The organism is Micromonospora avicenniae, from assembly GCF_900156065.1.
GTDB classification, from domain to species: Bacteria; Actinomycetota; Actinomycetes; order Mycobacteriales; family Micromonosporaceae; genus Micromonospora; species Micromonospora avicenniae.
The window spans coordinates 35,859-52,717 of the sequence record NZ_FTNF01000013.1 but is presented as its reverse complement, the minus strand read 5'-3'; the positions used below and the strand labels follow the sequence as shown (position 1 = coordinate 52,717).

At 72.1% G+C, this 16,859-nt stretch carries 12 protein-coding genes and 1 tRNA gene; 8 read left to right on the top strand and 5 right to left on the bottom strand.

The features are described 5' to 3' along the window. Nucleotides 1–639 (bottom strand): HD domain-containing protein, encoded by a 639-nt coding sequence (locus BXA10_RS19970; protein ID WP_076471990.1) that lies wholly within the window; start codon nt 637–639, stop codon nt 1–3. A gap of 166 nt (nt 640–805) precedes the next feature. Here BXA10_RS19970 and BXA10_RS19965 point away from each other — a divergent pair, with 166 nt between their 5' ends. Next, nucleotides 806–1,774 (top strand): GlxA family transcriptional regulator, encoded by a 969-nt coding sequence (locus BXA10_RS19965; protein WP_076471988.1) that lies wholly within the window; start codon nt 806–808, stop codon nt 1,772–1,774. A 127-nt stretch (nt 1,775–1,901) separates the two neighbouring features. On the opposite strand, the gene BXA10_RS19960 is transcribed toward BXA10_RS19965, so the two are convergent. From BXA10_RS19960 to BXA10_RS19945, 4 genes are all read right to left on the bottom strand, one after another. Next, nucleotides 1,902–1,976 (bottom strand) — tRNA-Arg (locus BXA10_RS19960). Between the two features lie 157 nt (nt 1,977–2,133). Continuing rightward, a complete protein-coding gene (locus tag BXA10_RS19955; RefSeq protein ID WP_076471985.1) occupies nt 2,134–2,826 on the bottom strand; it encodes a winged helix-turn-helix domain-containing protein in 693 nt (230 codons plus the stop codon). 572 nt (nt 2,827–3,398) lie between these two features. Continuing rightward, nucleotides 3,399–4,061, bottom strand: a complete 663-nt coding sequence (locus BXA10_RS19950; RefSeq protein ID WP_076471984.1) for a DUF305 domain-containing protein — start codon at nt 4,059–4,061, stop codon at nt 3,399–3,401. A gap of 8 nt (nt 4,062–4,069) precedes the next feature. After that, nucleotides 4,070–4,870, bottom strand: a complete 801-nt coding sequence (locus tag BXA10_RS19945; RefSeq protein ID WP_076471981.1) for a thioredoxin-like domain-containing protein — start codon at nt 4,868–4,870, stop codon at nt 4,070–4,072. Between the two features lie 99 nt (nt 4,871–4,969). Here BXA10_RS19945 and argS point away from each other — a divergent pair, with 99 nt between their 5' ends. From argS to thrB, 7 genes are all read left to right on the top strand, one after another. After that, complete coding sequence (gene argS / locus BXA10_RS19940; RefSeq protein WP_076471980.1) at nt 4,970–6,637, top strand: arginine--tRNA ligase; 1,668 nt, start codon at nt 4,970–4,972, stop codon at nt 6,635–6,637. A 6-nt stretch (nt 6,638–6,643) separates the two neighbouring features. Further along, entirely contained in the window at nt 6,644–8,029 is a 1,386-nt protein-coding gene (gene lysA / locus BXA10_RS19935; RefSeq protein ID WP_076471977.1) for a diaminopimelate decarboxylase, read from the top strand. Nucleotides 8,030–8,037: 8 nt separating this feature from the next. Continuing rightward, nucleotides 8,038–9,351, top strand: coding sequence for a homoserine dehydrogenase (locus BXA10_RS19930; RefSeq protein WP_076471975.1), 1,314 nt, complete (start codon nt 8,038–8,040; stop codon nt 9,349–9,351). Nucleotides 9,352–9,691: 340 nt separating this feature from the next. Continuing rightward, entirely contained in the window at nt 9,692–10,741 is a 1,050-nt protein-coding gene (gene thrC, locus BXA10_RS19925; RefSeq protein ID WP_076471973.1) for a threonine synthase, read from the top strand. Nucleotides 10,742–10,997: 256 nt separating this feature from the next. Beyond that, nucleotides 10,998–14,282 (top strand): efflux RND transporter permease subunit, encoded by a 3,285-nt coding sequence (locus BXA10_RS19920; protein ID WP_076471970.1) that lies wholly within the window; start codon nt 10,998–11,000, stop codon nt 14,280–14,282. Between the two features lie 114 nt (nt 14,283–14,396). Next, nucleotides 14,397–15,629, top strand: a complete 1,233-nt coding sequence (locus BXA10_RS19915) for an MFS transporter (protein WP_076471968.1) — start codon at nt 14,397–14,399, stop codon at nt 15,627–15,629. Nucleotides 15,630–15,833: 204 nt separating this feature from the next. Next, entirely contained in the window at nt 15,834–16,778 is a 945-nt protein-coding gene (thrB, locus tag BXA10_RS19910) for a homoserine kinase (protein ID WP_076471965.1), read from the top strand. Nucleotides 16,779–16,859 lie beyond the last annotated feature (81 nt).

Sequence of the window (16,859 nt, the reverse complement as noted above, 5' to 3'; positions counted from 1 at the left end):
TCACTCGGGCCAGTCGTTGCCGAGGATGATCTGCACGAAGTCCTCCCGTACGAACGACGGGTCGAAGTGCGCGAGCACGTCGTCGTTCACCGTGCCGAACGTGGTCTGCGGCCGGTGCGCCACGCCCTGGTTGAACGCCGCCAGGATCTGGCGCTTGAAGTCGGGGCGCGGGTGGGCGGCGGTCACCTCGGCGATCCGCGCCGGGTCGAGGTCGCGGTAGCCGATGCCCAGCACGTCGGTCTCCACGCCGGCGGTCACCAGGGCGATCTCCGGGTCCAGATGCTCGGGTACGCCGGGCGTGGTGTGCAGCGCCACGGCGAGCCAGACCTTGCGCGCCTCCTCGACGGAGCGGCTGTGGTCGAGCAGGAACCGCTCCGCCGCCTTCGCCCCGTCGACCTCGAAGCGCAGATCGGTGCTCCCGTACTCGCCGGTGAGGCCGAGATCGTGGAACATCGCGCCGACGTAGAGCAGCTCCGGGTCGGGGGAGAGGCCACGGCGCTCGCCCTGGAGTGAGCCGAAGAGGAACACGCGGCGGGAGTGGTGGTAGAGCAGGTCGTTGGTGGCCTTACGGACCAGATCGGTCGCGGCGGCGACGAGCGGTGTGTCCGGGATGGTGATCCCGGCGATGATCTCGGTCATCCGAGCTTCCTTCCGTGCTGGGCCGGCTGGTGGCCGCCCGCTTCGGCACCGATGCTGCCGGGGCTAGACTCGATCGGCCATGTCCCTGGGGACATGCACTCCACAGATACGGACATGTGGGCCGGGACGCGGGCTGGCCGCCCCGGAACCTGAGGGGGTATGGCGCATGACCGGGCAGGGCCCGCACCGGGTGGGTGTGGTGGTCTTCGACGGGATGCAGTTGCTCGACGTGTCGGGGCCGGTGGACGTGTTCGACGCGGCTACCCGGCGCGGCGCCGACTACACCGTGCAACTGATCGGCTGGCGGTCCGTGCAGGTACGCACCTCCTCGGGTGTGCGGCTCACCGCCGACATCACCCTGGACGAGGCCGACCCGGTGGACACGCTCGTACTCACCGGCGCCGACGACCTCTCCGCGCTGCCCGACGCGGCAGACGTCCGGGCCCGCCTGGGCCGCCTGGTCCGGCCGGACACCCGCCTCGCCGCGGTCTGCACCGGGGCGTTCGTGCTGGCCCGGACGGGGTGGCTGGACGGGCACCCGGCGACCACCCACTGGCGGCACGCGGAGCGGTTGCGGGCCGAGTTCCCGCAGGTCGAGGTACGACCGGACGCCATCTACGTACGCAGCGGTCGCCTGCTCACCAGCGCCGGGGTGACCGCCGGGATCGACCTCGCGCTCGCCCTCGTCGAGGCGGACCACGGCGCCGGACCGGCCCGGGAGGTGGCCCGGGAACTCGTGGTGTTCATGCAGCGCCCGGGCGGGCAGTCCCAGTTCTCCGTCCGGCAGGATCTTCCGCCGAGCGGCGACCAGCGGCTGCGCCGGGTGATCGACCGGGTGGCCGCCGACCCGGCCCGGCCGTACCCGATCGAGGCGATGGCGCGCGACGCGACGGTCACCCCACGGCACCTGCGGCGGATCTTCCAGCAGGAGCTCGGTCTCACGCCCGGCCGTTACCTGGAGCTGGCGCGGATCGAGGCGGCTCGCGTGCTGCTGGAGCAGGGCGGCACGGTCGGTGAGGCCGCGCGGCGCAGCGGGTTCGGCAGCGACGAGACGCTGCGGCGGGTGTTCACCACGGCGTACGGCATCCCGCCCTCGGTGTACCAGCGCCGGTTCCGCACCACCGGTGTGACCTGACCCGCCGTGCGGCTGATCAAGCTCGGCGCGTCGCCGGCAGGAGCGGGGGAGCGGTCAGGCTAGCCACGCGTACGACAAAGGCCGCTGCCAGGAATGCTGGTCAGCGGCCTTTCGTGTGTCTAATCGGTGGTGCCCCCGGCAGGATTCGAACCTGCGCCCCCGCCTCCGGAGGGCGGTGCTCTATCCCCTGAGCTACGGGGGCTCAGCGACTGGGAAAGACTAGCAAACACCCTGCACGGACGACGAATCGGTATCCGCCGTGCGTGTCATCCCTGCTCAGCCCCCTTCTCCTCACTCAACCCACTCCCGCGGCCCTGCCCTCGCGGCGAGCGTTTCCGGAGGGCGGGGGAGGGGTTGGGTCAGGCGGCTTGGGTGCGGCCGCAGCTGGGCAGCGGGTGCAGCGTGATCCGTCGGGGTAGCCGGCGCGGCCACTCGTTGCGGGCCCAGGAGCCATCCACGATCAGGTGCACCGTGCGCTGCTCCTCGCCACTCAGCCGCAGGACGAAGTCGCGCGGCAAAGGCGGGTCGACGTCAGGAGTGGTGATCATGAACCGGACGCGGCCGCGGGAGGAGACGGCGGAGACGACGTCCGCCGCGGGCATCGTGCCGCGCAGTCGGACCCGGCCGATCCAGTAGACCTCGGCGAGGTGTTCCTGGGCGGCCCGGGTGATCGCCGGGTACTCGCTGCGTACCCAGCGCTCGACCGCGCCCACGCAGAGCCCGCAGGCGCGCTCGCGAGGCTCCCGCGGACCCAACCCCCAGGCCCGCAGGTACGCCCCGACCGCGCCGGCGTCCATCGGCAGGTCGAACTGCCGCTGGATGAGGGCGGTCAGGCTCTGCCGCGTCCACAACTCCTCGCCCAGTTCGAACTGGTCCGGATGGACGCCTCGCAGGGTGTCGATCAGCTCGAGTTCCTGTTCGCGGCTGAGCATCCCCGGCTCGCCCTGCCGCTGTCCGCGACGGGCGGCTGCCACCGCCCCGTCACCGCCGATGGTGTGGCGCCGGCACCAACTGGTGACCGAACGCCGTGCGTCTCTCAGTGCAACCCCCACGTCTTGCGCAACGAGCCCGAATCGCAACTGGTCACGATATGTGTGGAGAAAACTCTCTAACACACGTAATCGGGCAGACCGCCCATAGCGTGTGAGGGTTGTCCTCCTGTGTCCGAGCAGCCGGAAGCCCGGGCGGGGCCGGGTCGGAGATGCTCCAGCCGCGTTGATTCAGGGTGTGTCGTTTCGGGGTGTGTCTAGGGAGTCACCTCGACCTTGACCGCCAGGCTGGCCGCTGGCCGGCGCTGGGCGTTCAAGCTGCATGGTCCCCGGACGAGCCGTTCGGGCCGGCTCGGAGGTCAGGGGCCCGGCCGATGCGGGCCGGGCCGGTCCGGGGTCTTGGCGGGACGGCCGTCAACTTGGTTGATCCACACGAGGTGCGTGTATATCGGGCTGTCCCAGCTGTCCGGATACCCCGACTTCAAGGAACCCGAGTTGATCTTCGCGCCGCCCCCCGGCGCCGCGCCGCGCCGTCCCGGCGCCACCCTCGGGCCGCGCCGCCCCGCCCCCACGCCGCCCCGCCCCCGGGGGCATGCGCCGCCCCGGGGCGTGTCGTGGGCGGGACGGTACGGTCGTCAGCCGCCGAGGCGCTTCTTCGCGTTCTGGAGGTTGGTGAGGTCGGTCTGCTGGGTGTTCTTCATGATCTGCGCCGTCCGGAGCACCTCCGGTTCGTCGCCGGCGTCGAGCACGCCGTCGATCATGTGGACGCCGCCCAGATGGTGATTGATCATCATGTTCAGGAACAGGAGGTCGAACTCCCGGCCCTGCGCCGCGCGCAGCTTCTCCATCTCCTGAGGTGTGGCCATGCCCGGCATCAGGCCGTTCTTGACCAGGCCCGCGCCGTCCGCCATCCACGCCATGCGCGGCTGCGAACCGGTCGGATCCAGCCCCCAGCTGCGCAGCCAGGTCTGCATGATGCCGATCTCGCCCTGCTGGCCGCTGGCGATGTCGCCGCCGATCTGGCGTACCTCGGGGTCGGTGCCGCGCTGGAACGCCAGCATCCCCATCTCGACCGCCTGCGCGTGGTGGGCGGTCATGTCCCGGGCGAAGCCGGCCTCGACCGAGTCGTCGCCGGGGCGGGTCAGCCGGGGGGTCAGCAGCCCCCCGGCGTACCCGAGGAGAAGGGCGACCACGACGGCGACGGCGATTCCCACCAGGCCGAGGCGGGGACGGGACCCCCGGCCGCCGTCGGCGGCCGGGGCGTCGAATGAGCTGTCAAGGGTGGCGGGAGCCGTCATCATGATCCTTACTGGGTCGGCATCTGCACACCGTCGTCATGCGGCGTGGTGCCGGTGGCAGTGATGCCCTGGTTGCACAGCGCGGTCGGGCCCTCGATCGAGGCGTTCACCCGCAGCGTCTTGATGAACTCGTCGATCCGGCTGTCGTCGGCGTTGTCGAGCTTGAGCTGGTAGCCCCAGGCCTGCAGCGAGATCGGCTTGTCCAGACCCTCGAACGGGCTCATGAGCATCTTCTCGTTGCCACGCACCTTGTCGGCGAGCTTGGCGACCTGGTCGGCCGGGAGGTCGGGGCGGTAGGTGATCCAGATCGAGCCGTGCTCCAGGCTGTGCACCGCGTGCTCGTTGGCGATCGGGGCGTCGTAGACGTCGCCCATGCAGTTCTGCCAGGCCTGGTTGTGCGGGCCGGCCACCGGCGGCGAGATCGTGTACTTGATCGGGCCGGGCTGGTGGTTGCTGCCCTTGACCAGCTCCGGGTCCTTCTTGCGGTAGTTGACGATGCCGCTGATCGCGTCGGCCCGCTCCTCCCACGGCTTGGAGCCCTGGAACGCGGCCCAGGCGCCGAAACCGATGATGCCGACCGCGACCAGGCCCACGACGGCGAAGAGGATGATCGGGCCCTTGGCGCGGCCCTGGCTGACCTTGACCGGGGCGATCGGCTTGCGGGGGCCCTTGCCTCCGCCGGACCGGGTGGCGGTCGGCTTGCCGGATCCGGCCTTGGCGCCGGACGCCGGCCGACCCGCGGCCGGCTTCTTGCCCGTGCTGACCACGGTCGGACGGCGCTGCTCGCCGCCCGGGGTGCTGATGCTCATCGTGCCTCGTCAGGTCGGTCGGTCAGGGAGCCGGCGGGTCTGGTACGCACAACGGGTCGCCGCCGCGGGGACCGAGTCTACCCCCGATAACATGTATCGGTGACTCCCGCAGAACTCGCCGAGGTCGTCCTCGCCGCAGCCCACGCCGTCTTCACCCAACGGGGTCTGGACCCCTCCGTGCTGCCCGGGGAGACCACCGTCGAGCGACCCCGGAACCCGGAACACGGCGACTACGCCTCGACCTTGGCGTTGCAGCTGAGCAAGAAGGTCGGCCGGCCGCCGCGGGAGCTGGCGGGCGCCCTCGCCGACGAGCTGGGCAAGGCGCCGGGCGTCAAGTCCGTGGAGATCGCCGGCCCCGGCTTCCTCAACATCCGGCTGGACGCGGCCGCCGCCGGGCAGCTCGCCCGCGTGATCGTCGAGGCCGGCGCGGAGTACGGGCGCAGCGAGCGGCTCGCCGGGCAGCGGATCAACCTGGAGTTCGTCTCCGCCAACCCGACCGGCCCGGTGCACATCGGCGGGGTCCGGTGGGCCGCGGTAGGCGACGCGCTGAGCCGGCTCCTGCGGGCCAGCGGCGCCGACGTGGGCACCGAGTACTACTTCAACGACGCGGGCTCGCAGATCGACCGGTTCGCCCGTTCACTGCTCGCCGCGGCCAAGGGTGAGCCGGCGCCCGAGGACGGCTACGGCGGGGCGTACATCGCGGAGATCGCCGCCGAGGTCCAGGCCCGCCGGCCCGACGTGCTCTCCCTCGACGACACCGCGGCCCAGGAGGTCTTCCGGGTCGAGGGCGTCGCGCTGATGTTCGACGAGATCCGCTCCTCGCTGCGCGACTTCGGGGTCGAGTTCGACACGTACTTCAACGAGAAGGACCTGCACGACCGGGGCGAGCTGGACCTCGCCCTGGCCCGCCTACGGGAGCAGGGCCACGTCTTCGAGGCCGAGGGCGCGACCTGGCTGCGCACCACGGAGTTCGGCGACGACAAGGACCGGGTGCTGCGCAAGTCCAACGGTGAGTGGACCTACTTCGCCGCCGACTGCGCCTACTACCTCGACAAGCGCGAGCGCGGCTTCGAGCGGGTCGTGATCATGCTGGGCGCCGACCACCACGGCTACATCGGCCGGATGAAGGCGATGGCCGCGTGTTTCGGTGACGACCCGGAGCGCAACCTGGAGATCCTCATCGGCCAGCTGGTCAATCTGGTCCGCGACGGCGCTCCGATGCGGATGAGCAAGCGGGCCGGCACCGTGGTCACCCTGGAGGACCTGGTCGACGCGATCGGCGTGGACGCCGCCCGCTACGCGCTCGCTCGCTACTCAAGCGACTCGCCGATCGACATCGACGTGGAGCTGTGGACCCGGGCCACCCGTGACAACCCGGTCTACTACGTCCAGTACGTGGCGGCGCGCACCGCCGGCGTGGGTCGCAACGCGGCCGAGGTCGGTCTGACCCGGGGCGACGCCGACGCGTTCCGCCCGGAGCTGCTCGGCCACGAGAAGGAGAACGAGCTGCTCAAGGCGCTCGCCGAGTTCCCCGCCGTGGTAGCCGCCGCCGCCGAGCTGCGCGCACCGCACCGCCTGGCGCACTACCTGGAGAAGGACCTCTCCCAGGCGTACCACCGCTTCTACGACAACTGCCGGGTCCTGCCGCAGGGCGACGAGGAGATCACCGACCTGCACCGCGCCCGGCTCTGGCTCAACGACGCCACCCGCACCGTGATCGCCAACGGCCTGCACCTGCTCGGCGTCTCCGCACCGGAGAGGATGTAACGAATCATGCGGGCTCACGAGGCAGGCGCGCTGCACGGTGAGATCGGCACCCGTGGGCCGGCCTGGCTGCGTACGCCGGCCGACGTCAACGCTCTGGTGCCGGAACTCTGGCCGCGCAACGTCCGGCGTGGCGCCGACGGGTCGCTCGCCGTCGCGGGCCTGAGCGTGCGCGACCTCGCCGCCCAGTTCGGCACCCCGGTCTACGTGCTGGACGAGGACGACCTGCGCTCGCGCTGCCGCGACTTCCGGACCGCGTTCCCGGACGTGGACGTCTACTACGCCGGCAAGGCGTTCCTCTGCCGGGCCGTGGTGCGGATGATCGACGAGGAGGGCCTGCACCTCGACGTGTGCAGCGGCGGTGAACTGGCCGTCGCGCTGGCGGCCGGGATGCCGGCGGAGCGGATCGGGTTCCACGGCAACAACAAGTCGCTCGCCGAGCTGACCCGGGCGGTGGACGCCGGGGTGGGGCGGATCATCGTCGACTCGTTCGCCGAGATCGACCGGCTGACCGCGCTGGCCCGTGAGCGGGGCGTACGCCCCCGGGTGCTGGTCCGGGTCACCGTCGGAGTCGAGGCGCACACCCACGAGTTCATCGCCACCGCCCACGAGGACCAGAAGTTCGGCTTCTCGCTGGCGGGCGGGGCGGCTGCCGCGGCGGCCTTCAAGATCCTCGACGAGGATGTGCTGGAGTTGCGCGGCCTGCACTCGCACATCGGGTCGCAGATCTTCGACGCCAGCGGTTTCGAGGTTTCGGCCCGGCGGGTGCTCGCCCTGCAGGCGCAGATCCGCGACGCCCGTGGGGTGGAGCTGCCCGAGCTGGACCTGGGCGGCGGCTTCGGCATCGCGTACACGACGCAGGACGACCCGGCCGCGCCGCACGACCTGGCGAAGCGGCTGCGCAAGATCGTCGACAGTGAGTGCGAGGCCGAGCGGCTGGCCGTACCGCAGCTCTCCATCGAGCCCGGCCGGGCGATCGTCGGCCCGGCCATGTTCACCCTCTACGACGTGGGCACGGTCAAGGACGTGGACGGCATCCGTACGTACGTGAGCGTCGACGGCGGAATGAGCGACAACATCCGCACCGCGCTGTACGACGCGTCGTACTCCGCGACGCTGGCCTCCCGGGCGTCGGCCGCCGAGCCGATGCTCGCCCGCGTGGTGGGAAAGCACTGTGAGTCCGGGGACATCGTGGTGAAGGATGAATTCCTGCCCGCCGACGTGCAGCCCGGAGATCTTGTCGCGGTGCCCGGCACCGGCGCGTACTGCCGGAGCATGGCCAGCAACTACAACCACGTGCCGCGCCCCCCGGTGGTCGCGGTGCGCGACGGCCAGGCGCGTCTGATCGTCCGGCGGGAGACCGAAGAGGACCTGCTCGCATTGGATGTTGGATGACCTCACCTGTGCGCCTGGCGTTGCTCGGCTGCGGCACGGTCGGCGGGGAGGTGGTGCGGCTGCTGCACGAGCAGTCGGCCGACCTCGCCGCCCGGATCGGTGCCCCGCTGGAGCTCGCCGGCATCGCCGTACGCCGGATCAATCGGGACCGCGGCGAGCTGCCGGTGGACCCGTCGCTCTTCACCACCGACGCCCTCGGCCTGATCAAGCGGGACGACGTGGACGTCGTGGTCGAGGTGGTGGGCGGCATCGAGCCGGCGCGCGAGTGGCTGGTCGAGGCGCTGCGTGCCGGTAAGAGCGTGGTGACCGCCAACAAGGCGTTGCTCGCCGAGGACGGCGGGGCGCTGCACGACGCGGCCGCCGAGGGCGGCGCGGACCTCTACTACGAGGCCGCGGTGGCCGGCGCGATCCCGTTGCTGCGCCCGCTGCGCGAGTCGCTGCACGGGGACCGGATCACCCGGGTGACCGGCATCGTCAACGGCACCACCAACTTCATCCTCTCCGCCATGGACGCCACCGGCGCCGGCTTCGCCGAGGCGCTGGAGCAGGCGACCGAGCTGGGGTACGCCGAGGCCGACCCGACGGCCGACGTGGAGGGCTTCGACGCGGCGGCGAAGGCGGCGATCCTCGCCTCGCTGGCGTTCCACACCCGGGTGAGCGCCGCCGACGTGCACCGGGAGGGGATCACCGAGGTCACCGCCGCCGACGTGGCCAGCGCCAAGGCGATGGGGTGCACCATCAAGCTGCTCTGTCTCGCCGCCCGGGGCGTGGACGCGGCCGGCCGGGAGACCGTCAACGTCCGGGTGCACCCGGCGATGATCCCGCTGACCCACCCGCTGGCCGGCGTCGGCGACGCGTTCAACGCGGTCTTCGTCGAGGCGGAGGCGGCCGGGCCACTGATGTTCTACGGCCGGGGCGCGGGTGGGGCGCCGACCGCCAGCGCGGTGCTCGGCGACGTGGTGGCGGTCGCCCGTAACCGGCTCGCCGGGGTGCGCGCGGCCAGCGAGAGCGCGTACGCCGACCTGTCGGTGCGGTCGATGGGGGAGGCGCTCACCCGCTACCACGTGAGCCTCGACGTGGCCGACCGGCCCGGCGTGCTGGCCGCGGTGGCCGGCGTTTTCGCGCGGCACGACGTGTCGATCGCGACGGTTTGGCAGGGGCCGGCGGAGGGCTCGGCCCCGGGCAGCGGCGCGGACGCCGACCTGGTGATCGTCACCCACGTCGCGCCGGACGCCGCGCTCGCCGCGACCGTCTCCGAGCTGCGTGGCCTGGACATCGTCCGGTCGGTGACAAGCGTGCTCCGGGTCGAGGGCGAGGCGTGACTCGTTGACCCGGTGACGGGCGCTCGTCGCCGGCGGCGGCTGCCGGGCCCCGATTGGAGGCCACGTCGTCGTCCGGGCGGGCGTCCGCGTCCCCCGGCGGCTCCACCCCGGCGGGGCCGCCGTGTGGTGGCCCGGGCGCAGGCGCTGGTGGCGGTACGGTCGCACGGGCGTGGGCGTGCCCGGCGATGAGGGCCCACCGGCTTGGGTGGTGCCCGGCGGTGCTGGCGCACCGGCGTCCCGCCAGGTGGGTAACGGGGGGTGGTGCACGGGCCGGTCCGGCAGGCTGGTCCAGGCTTGGCGTGCCCCTGGTCGGTGGGGCGGGAGAGGCGAGGAGAGCGACATGTGGCGGGGTCTGATCGAGGCGTACCGGGACCGGCTGCCGGTCACCGACGCCACGCCCGTCGTGACCCTGCACGAGGGGAACACGCCGCTGCTGCCCGCGCCGGTGCTCTCCACGAGGCTCGGCTGTGATGTGTACCTGAAGGTGGAGGGGGCCAACCCGACCGGCTCGTTCAAGGACCGCGGCATGACGGTCGCGGTCTCCAAGGCGGTCGAAGCGGGCAACAAGGTGATCATCTGCGCGTCCACCGGGAACACCAGCGCCTCTGCCGCCGCGTACGCGGCCCGCGCCGGCCTGACCTGCGCGGTGCTGGTGCCGCAGGGCAAGATCGCGCTGGGCAAGCTGGCCCAGGCGCTGGTGCACGGCGCGCGGCTGCTCCAGGTCAACGGCAACTTCGACGACTGCCTCGCATTGGCCGCCAAGCTCGCTCAGGACTACCCGGTGGCGTTGGTCAACTCGGTGAACATCGACCGACTGCACGGCCAGAAGACCGCCGCGTTCGAGATCGTCGAGGCGCTCGGCGACGCACCGGACATCCACTGCCTGCCGGTCGGCAACGCCGGCAACATCTCCGCCTACTGGATGGGTTACTCGGAGGAGCTGTCGGACGGGCGGGCCACCCGCGCCCCCAAGATGTACGGTTTCCAGGCTGCTGGGGCGGCGCCGCTGGTCACCGGCGAGGTGGTACGTGAGCCGTCGACGATCGCCACCGCGATCCGGATCGGCAATCCGGCGAGCTGGACCCGGGCGATCGACGCCCGGGAGGCCTCCGGCGGTCTGATCGCGGCGGTGACCGATCGGGAGATCCTCTCCGCGTACCGGCTGCTCGCCCGGGAGGTCGGGGTCTTCGTGGAACTGGGCAGCGCGGCCAGTGTGGCCGGGCTGCTGCAGCAGGCGGCGGCGGGACGGATCCCGACCGGGGCGACCGTGGTCTGCACGGTCACCGGGCACGGGCTCAAGGACCCGGAGTGGGCGATCTCGACGGCCCCCGCCCCGATCACCATCCCCAACGACCCCCTCTCCGCCGCCCGCTCCCTGGACCTGGCCTGACCCCTCCCTCCATCCCTCCCTCCGGCCCGTCCTATCTCGCTGTTGATCAAGAGGTTTGCGGTGCGACACGCCGAACGGCGTGACGCAAACCTCTTGATCACCGAGGCGGGTGCGGGGCGGGTGCGAGGCGGGTGCGAGGCGGGTGTGGGGCGCACCGAGGGCTGGGGGTACTGGTCAGTACCCGGCGCGGAGGGAGGGAAGCGGGTCGGGCACACTTTGCATGCCCTGCAAATTTTTCTAGGAGTGAGCCAGGCCGATGTCGCTGCTCGCCAGATCAAGCCTCGCCAACAGAGGGCTGGTCGCCCTCATCGCGGTGGTGGCCACGGTGTTCGGACTGTTCGCCGTGCCGTCGCTGAAGCAGCAACTGCTGCCGTCGCTGGAGTTCCCGGCCGCCTTCGTCATGGCTGCGTACCCCGGCGCGACACCCGAGATCGTCGAATCCCAGGTCGTCGAGCCGATCGAGAACAGTTTCCAGGGTCTGCCCGGACTGGAGAAGGTCACCTCGACATCTCGTGAGGGCGTGGCAACCGTCCAGGTGCAGTTCGAGTTCGGCACCGACCTGGACGACACGGTCAACAAGATGCAGACCGCGCTCAACCGGATCGGCGCGCAACTGCCAGAGGGCGTGGAGCCCCAGGTGCTCGCGGGCAGCACCGACGACCTGCCGGCCGTGGTGCTCGCCGCGACCGGTGGCGGCGACGAGCGTGCCCTCGCCGACAACCTGCGCGCCAGCGTCCTGCCGGAGCTGGAGGCGATCGACGGTGTGCGTACCGTCGAACTGACCGGCACCCGCAGCGACACAGTGGTCGTCAAGCCGAACCTGGCGAAGCTGGCCGCCGCGAAGCTCGACCCGACCGCGATCGGTACGGCGTTGAAGACCAACGGCGTGTCGATGCCGGCGGGCACGGTCACCGACGGCGGCCAGGCGCTGCCGGTGCAGGTCGGCACCCCGGTGGCCACCCTCGACGACCTGCGCGGCATCGTCGTCGCGCCCGGACCGGCCCCGGTCCGGCTCGGTGACGTGGCCACCGTCGAGGAGACGCTCGCGCCGGCAACCGCCATCACCCGGACCAACGGCGAGGACAGCCTGGGTATCGCGGTCACGGCCAGCCCCGACGGCAACGCGGTGGAGATCTCGCACGAGATCCGGGACCGGCTCGACGCGCTGCGCGACGCGTCCGGCGCAGGGCTGACCGTGGTCTTCGACCAGGCCCCGTTCGTGGAGAAGTCCATCGAGAGCCTGACCACCGAGGGGCTGCTCGGCCTCGTGATGGCGGTCATCGTCATCCTGGTCTTCCTGCTGTCGGTGCGCTCCACCGTGGTCACCGCGGTCTCCATCCCGCTGTCGGTGCTGGTCGCGCTGATCGCCCTCTGGATCGGTGACTACTCGCTCAACCTGCTCACCCTCGGCGCGCTGACCATCGCGGTCGGCCGGGTGGTGGACGACTCGATCGTGGTGCTGGAGAACATCAAACGGCACCTCGGGTACGGCGAGGCGAAGCGCGAAGCGATCGTCGACGCCGTACGTGAGGTGGCCGGCGCGGTCACCGCGTCCACCCTCACCACGGTCGCGGTGTTCGCGCCCATCGCCCTGGTGGGCGGCTTCGTCGGGCAGCTCTTCGCGCCGTTCGCCATCACCGTGACCGTTGCGCTGCTCGCCTCGCTGCTGGTCGCGCTCACGGTCATCCCGGTGCTCGCGTACTGGTTCCTGAAGCCGTCCGGCGGCACGCCGGACGACGACGCCGTGCGCCGGGCCGCGGAGGAGAAGGAGCTGCGCAGTCCGCTGCAACGGGCGTACCTGCCGGCGATCGGGTTCGCGACCCGTACCCGGCGCACCCGGTGGATCACCGTCGGGCTGGGTGTGCTCGTGCTCTTCGGCACGTTCGGCCTCGCCGGCAAGCTGGAGACGAACTTCCTCGACGACTCCGGGCAGGACACCCTGAGCATCCGTCAGGAGTTGCCGGCCGGCACCGGCCTGGCCGCCACCGACGAGGCGGCGGGCAAGGTCGAGGCGGTGCTGAAGCGGACCGACGGCGTCGAGACGTACCAGGTGACGGCCGGCGGCGGCGACAACCCGCTGCTGGGTGGTGGCCGGAACAACGTTGCCAGCTGGTCGCTCGCGCTGGGCGACGACACGGACGCCCAGCAGATGCGCGAGACGCTGCGCAAGGAGTTCGACGCCCTCGGACCCGACGCCGGCGAGTTCACCTTCGGCGGCGGGCAGGACGCGTCCGCGAGCCGCCTGGAGGTCGTCGTCCAGGCCGCCGAGCCCGAGGCGCTCGACCGGGCCGCGAAGGCGGCCGAGGAGGCGATGGCCGGTACGCCGGGCGTGGCGGACGTGTCCACGAGCCTCGCCGATCGGGTGCCGCGGGTCGACGTCACGGTCGACCGGGTCAAGGCCGGCCGGGCCGGCCTCACCGAGGCGGCCGTCGGTCAGTTGGTGGCGCAGACGTTCCGGGGCGCCCCGCTCGGGCAGGTCACCCTCGACGGCGACCAGCAGAACGTGGTGCTCCGCCTCTCCGACAAGCCGCCGCTCACCATCGACGAGCTGCGTGCGTTGCCGGTCGGGCCGGTGCAGCTGGGGGACATCGCCACCGTCGAGCGTGCCGAGGGCCCGCAGCAGGTGAGCCGGATCGACGGCGAGCGCAGCGTCACGGTGACCGGTACGGCCACCGGGTCGAACCTCGGGGCGACCACCGAGGAGCTGCGTAAGCGCCTCGACGGCATCGACGTGCCCGGGGCGACCATCGTCATCGGGGGTGTCAGCGCCGACCAGGCGGACGCGTTCGGCGACCTGGGGCTGGCGGTGCTCGTCGCGATCGCGATCGTCTTCCTGATCATGGTGGCCACGTTCCGCAGCCTCATCCAGGCGCTGATCCTGCTGATCTCGATCCCGTTCGCGGCCACCGGTGCGGTCGGTCTGCTGTTGGTCACCGGGACCCCGCTCGGTGTGCCCGCGCTGATCGGCATGCTCATGCTGGTCGGCATCGTGGTGACCAACGCGATCGTGCTGATGGATCTGATCAACCAGTACCGGGCGCAGGGCCTGGGCGTGCGGGAGGCGGTCGTCGAGGGCGGCCGGCACCGGCTGCGGCCGATCCTGATGACGGCGGTCGCGACCATCTTCGCGCTGCTGCCGATGGCGTTCGGGCTCACCGGCGAGGGTGGCTTCATCTCGCAGCCGCTCGCGGTCGTGGTGATCGGCGGTCTGCTCAGTTCCACGCTGCTGACGCTGCTCCTGGTGCCGACGCTCTACACGATGGTCGAGAACACCAAGGAGTCGGTGCGTGCGCGGCGCCGGCGGCGCGCGGACGGTTCGCCCGCGGCGCCGGAGCCCACCGACGCGCCGGACCCGGCGGCCGTGCCGGAGCCGGTGCTCGCCGGTGCCCGCACGGGCGATGGCAACGGCAACGGGAGCCGGCCGGAAGGCGGCGTGGAGTCGCGACCCGCGCCCTCGGCGGCGCTCGTCGACGGCACGGACCAGTTCGAGGTGCTCAAGCTGCCCAAGAGCCGCACCTCCCCGCTGCCGCCCACCGAGTAGTCGGCGTACGGCCAGGCGCGCCCCCGGCGGGTTCGACCCGCCGGGGGCGCGCCATTCGGGACGGACGGGTCACCACCTGGGAGCGTTCCGGCAGGCGGAGTAGGGTCCTGCTCCGTGGCGTCCACCCTGTCGGTCCTCACCCGCAACCGGAACTTCCGCAACCTGTTCCTCGCCGAGCTGGTGGTCTTCGGGGCCGACTGGTTCGTCATGGTTCCGCTGCTGGTGCTGCTGCCGAATCTCACGGGCAGCGGAGTGTGGGGAGCGCTGGTGCTCGCCGTGGACACCGGCGTCGTGGCGCTGCTGCTGCCGTTCACCGGCGCGATCGCCGACCGGTTCGACCGGCGGAAGATCATGATGGTCGCGAACGTGGCCGCGCTGGTCGGCGTGCTGCTCCTGCTGGGCGTCCACAGCGCGGGCACCGCCTGGCTCGCGCTGCTGGCGATCGGCGTGATCGCGGTCGCCAAGGGCTTCTACTCGCCCGCCGCCCAGGCCGCCCTGCCCAACGTCCTCGACCCGGACGAACTGGCCGCCGGCAACGCGGTCGCGGGCTCGGCGTGGGGAACCATGACCGTCGTGGGCGCCTCGCTCGGCGGTGTGCTCAGCGACCGGGTCGGGCCGTACGCCTGCTTCTGGATCGCCGCGGTCGGCCTGGCGCTCGCCGCGATCCTGGCCGCGACGATCCGCCGGCCGTTGCAGGCGCCGCGGGAGGCCGGCGAGACGCCGCAGCGGGCCTGGGCCGCGGTGAGCGAGGCACTGCGCTACATCGGACACCGGCCGCGGGTGTTGGCGCTGGTGACCGTGAAGTCGGCGGTCGGCCTGGGCAACGGCGTGCTGACGGTGTTCCCGCTGCTGGCCGCCGTGTACGGGGCCGGACCGGCCGGCACCGGGCTGCTCTTCGCGGTACGGGGTGCCGGCGCGCTGGTCGGGCCCATCCTGATGCGTCGGGCGCTCACCAACCGGGCGTTGCTGCTGCCCGGCCTGGCCCTGTCGATGTCCCTGTACGGGCTGGCCTACCTCGGTAGCTCCCTGGTGGGCTGGTTTCCGCTCGTGCTGCTGCTGGTCTTCGTGGCGCACTTCGCCGGCGGCAGCAACTGGGTGATGTCGAACTACGCCCTGCAGGGCGAGGTGCCGGACCGGTTGCGGGGACGCGTCTTCGCCACCGACATGATGCTGGCGACGCTGGCCATCGCGATCAGCCAGCTCGCCGTCGCGCTGGTGGTGGACACGGTGGACGAGCGTGTGATCCTCGCCGGCTGCGGCCTGGTCACTCTGGTGTACGCCGTCGGCTGGCGGATCGCCACCCGGCGGCTCTCGCTCACCGATCCGGTTCCCGAACCGGCCCGTTGATCGGCCCGGAGCCGGGTGGGCCGGTGCCGGCGGCGGCAGGTCGCCGGGCACGACGTTCGGGCCGGCGCCGGCCAGGGCCGCCGGCCCGAGCGACGCCGGCGGCCAACCCGGCAGGCGTGCGGGCGGAACCGGTCCTGACGATGATCGAATCTCAGGGGTCGGGCGGACGGTGGGACTGTCGGGGCAGGGCCATAGCATGAGCCGGTGCCGAAGAACTTCGAAGTCGGGCCGGTCCGGGTCCGGGTTCCCGCGACCAGCGCCAACCTGGGGCCGGGCTTCGACGCGCTGGGGCTCGCCCTCGGGCTCTACGACGACGTGTCGGCCGAGATCGCCCCGTCGGGGGTCCGGGTCACGGTGTCCGGGCAGGGCGCGGGCGAGCTGCCCGGCGGCGACAGCCATCTCGTGGTCCGGTCCATGCGTGCGGCCTTCGACCGGCTCGGCGCGCACCCGCCGGGGCTCGTCGTCGAGTGCGTCAACCGCATCCCGCAGGCACGGGGTCTGGGCTCCTCGTCCGCGGCGATCGTCGCCGGTGTGCTGCTGGCCCGGGCCCTGGTCGTGGAGGGCGAGCGCCGCCTCGACGACGAGGCCGTGCTCCGGCTCGCCGCGGAGTTGGAGGGGCACCCCGACAACGTCGCGCCCTGCCTGCTCGGGGGTTTCACGATCGCCTGGACGGAGCCGTCCGGGGCCCGCGCGGTCACCCGTCGGGTCGCCGAGGGCGTACGCCCGACGGTCTTCGTGCCCGGCGGGCGGGGGCTGACAGCGGTGGCCCGGGCGGCGCTGCCGGCCACCGTGCCGCACGGTGACGCCGCGTTGGGCGCGGGGCGGGCGGCTCTGCTCGTGCACGCGCTCACCGCCGAGCCGGCGTTGCTGCTGCCGGCCACCGTCGACCGGCTGCACCAGGACTACCGTGCGGGCGGGCTGCCGGCCACGGCCGCCCTGGTCAGCGAGCTGCGGGAGGCAGGTGTGGCAGCTGTGGTCAGTGGGGCGGGGCCCAGCGTGCTGGCCCTCAGCGCCCCGCCCGAGGGCTTCGAAGCGGGAAGAGACTGGCAGGTCTTGCGGTTACCGATAGATGTCAGCGGTGCCCGGGTCGCCCGGGGTAGACTTGGACACGCCGAGCGGGACCCTGTTGCCGCAGGTCGGAAGAGTTGATTACGCTCTAGACTTAGCACAGCCGCGAAGCATGCGATCTTCCTGCGGGTCGGCGCACCCCCGAAGCTTTCGGCGGTCAGC

Bases quoted from the DNA above. Each gene is read 5' to 3' on its own strand.
- BXA10_RS19950 (WP_076471984.1), bottom strand. From the start codon at position 4,061: ATGACGGCTCCCGCCACCCTTGACAGCTCATTCGACGCCCCGGCCGCC.
- lysA (WP_076471977.1), top strand. From the start codon at position 6,644: ATGCGGGCTCACGAGGCAGGCGCGCTGCACGGTGAGATCGGCACCCGT.
- BXA10_RS19945 (WP_076471981.1), bottom strand. From the start codon at position 4,870: ATGAGCATCAGCACCCCGGGCGGCGAGCAGCGCCGTCCGACCGTGGTC.
- thrC (WP_076471973.1), top strand. From the start codon at position 9,692: ATGTGGCGGGGTCTGATCGAGGCGTACCGGGACCGGCTGCCGGTCACC.
- BXA10_RS19965 (WP_076471988.1), top strand. From the start codon at position 806: ATGACCGGGCAGGGCCCGCACCGGGTGGGTGTGGTGGTCTTCGACGGG.
- BXA10_RS19970 (WP_076471990.1), bottom strand. From the start codon at position 639: ATGACCGAGATCATCGCCGGGATCACCATCCCGGACACACCGCTCGTC.
- BXA10_RS19920 (WP_076471970.1), top strand. From the start codon at position 10,998: ATGTCGCTGCTCGCCAGATCAAGCCTCGCCAACAGAGGGCTGGTCGCC.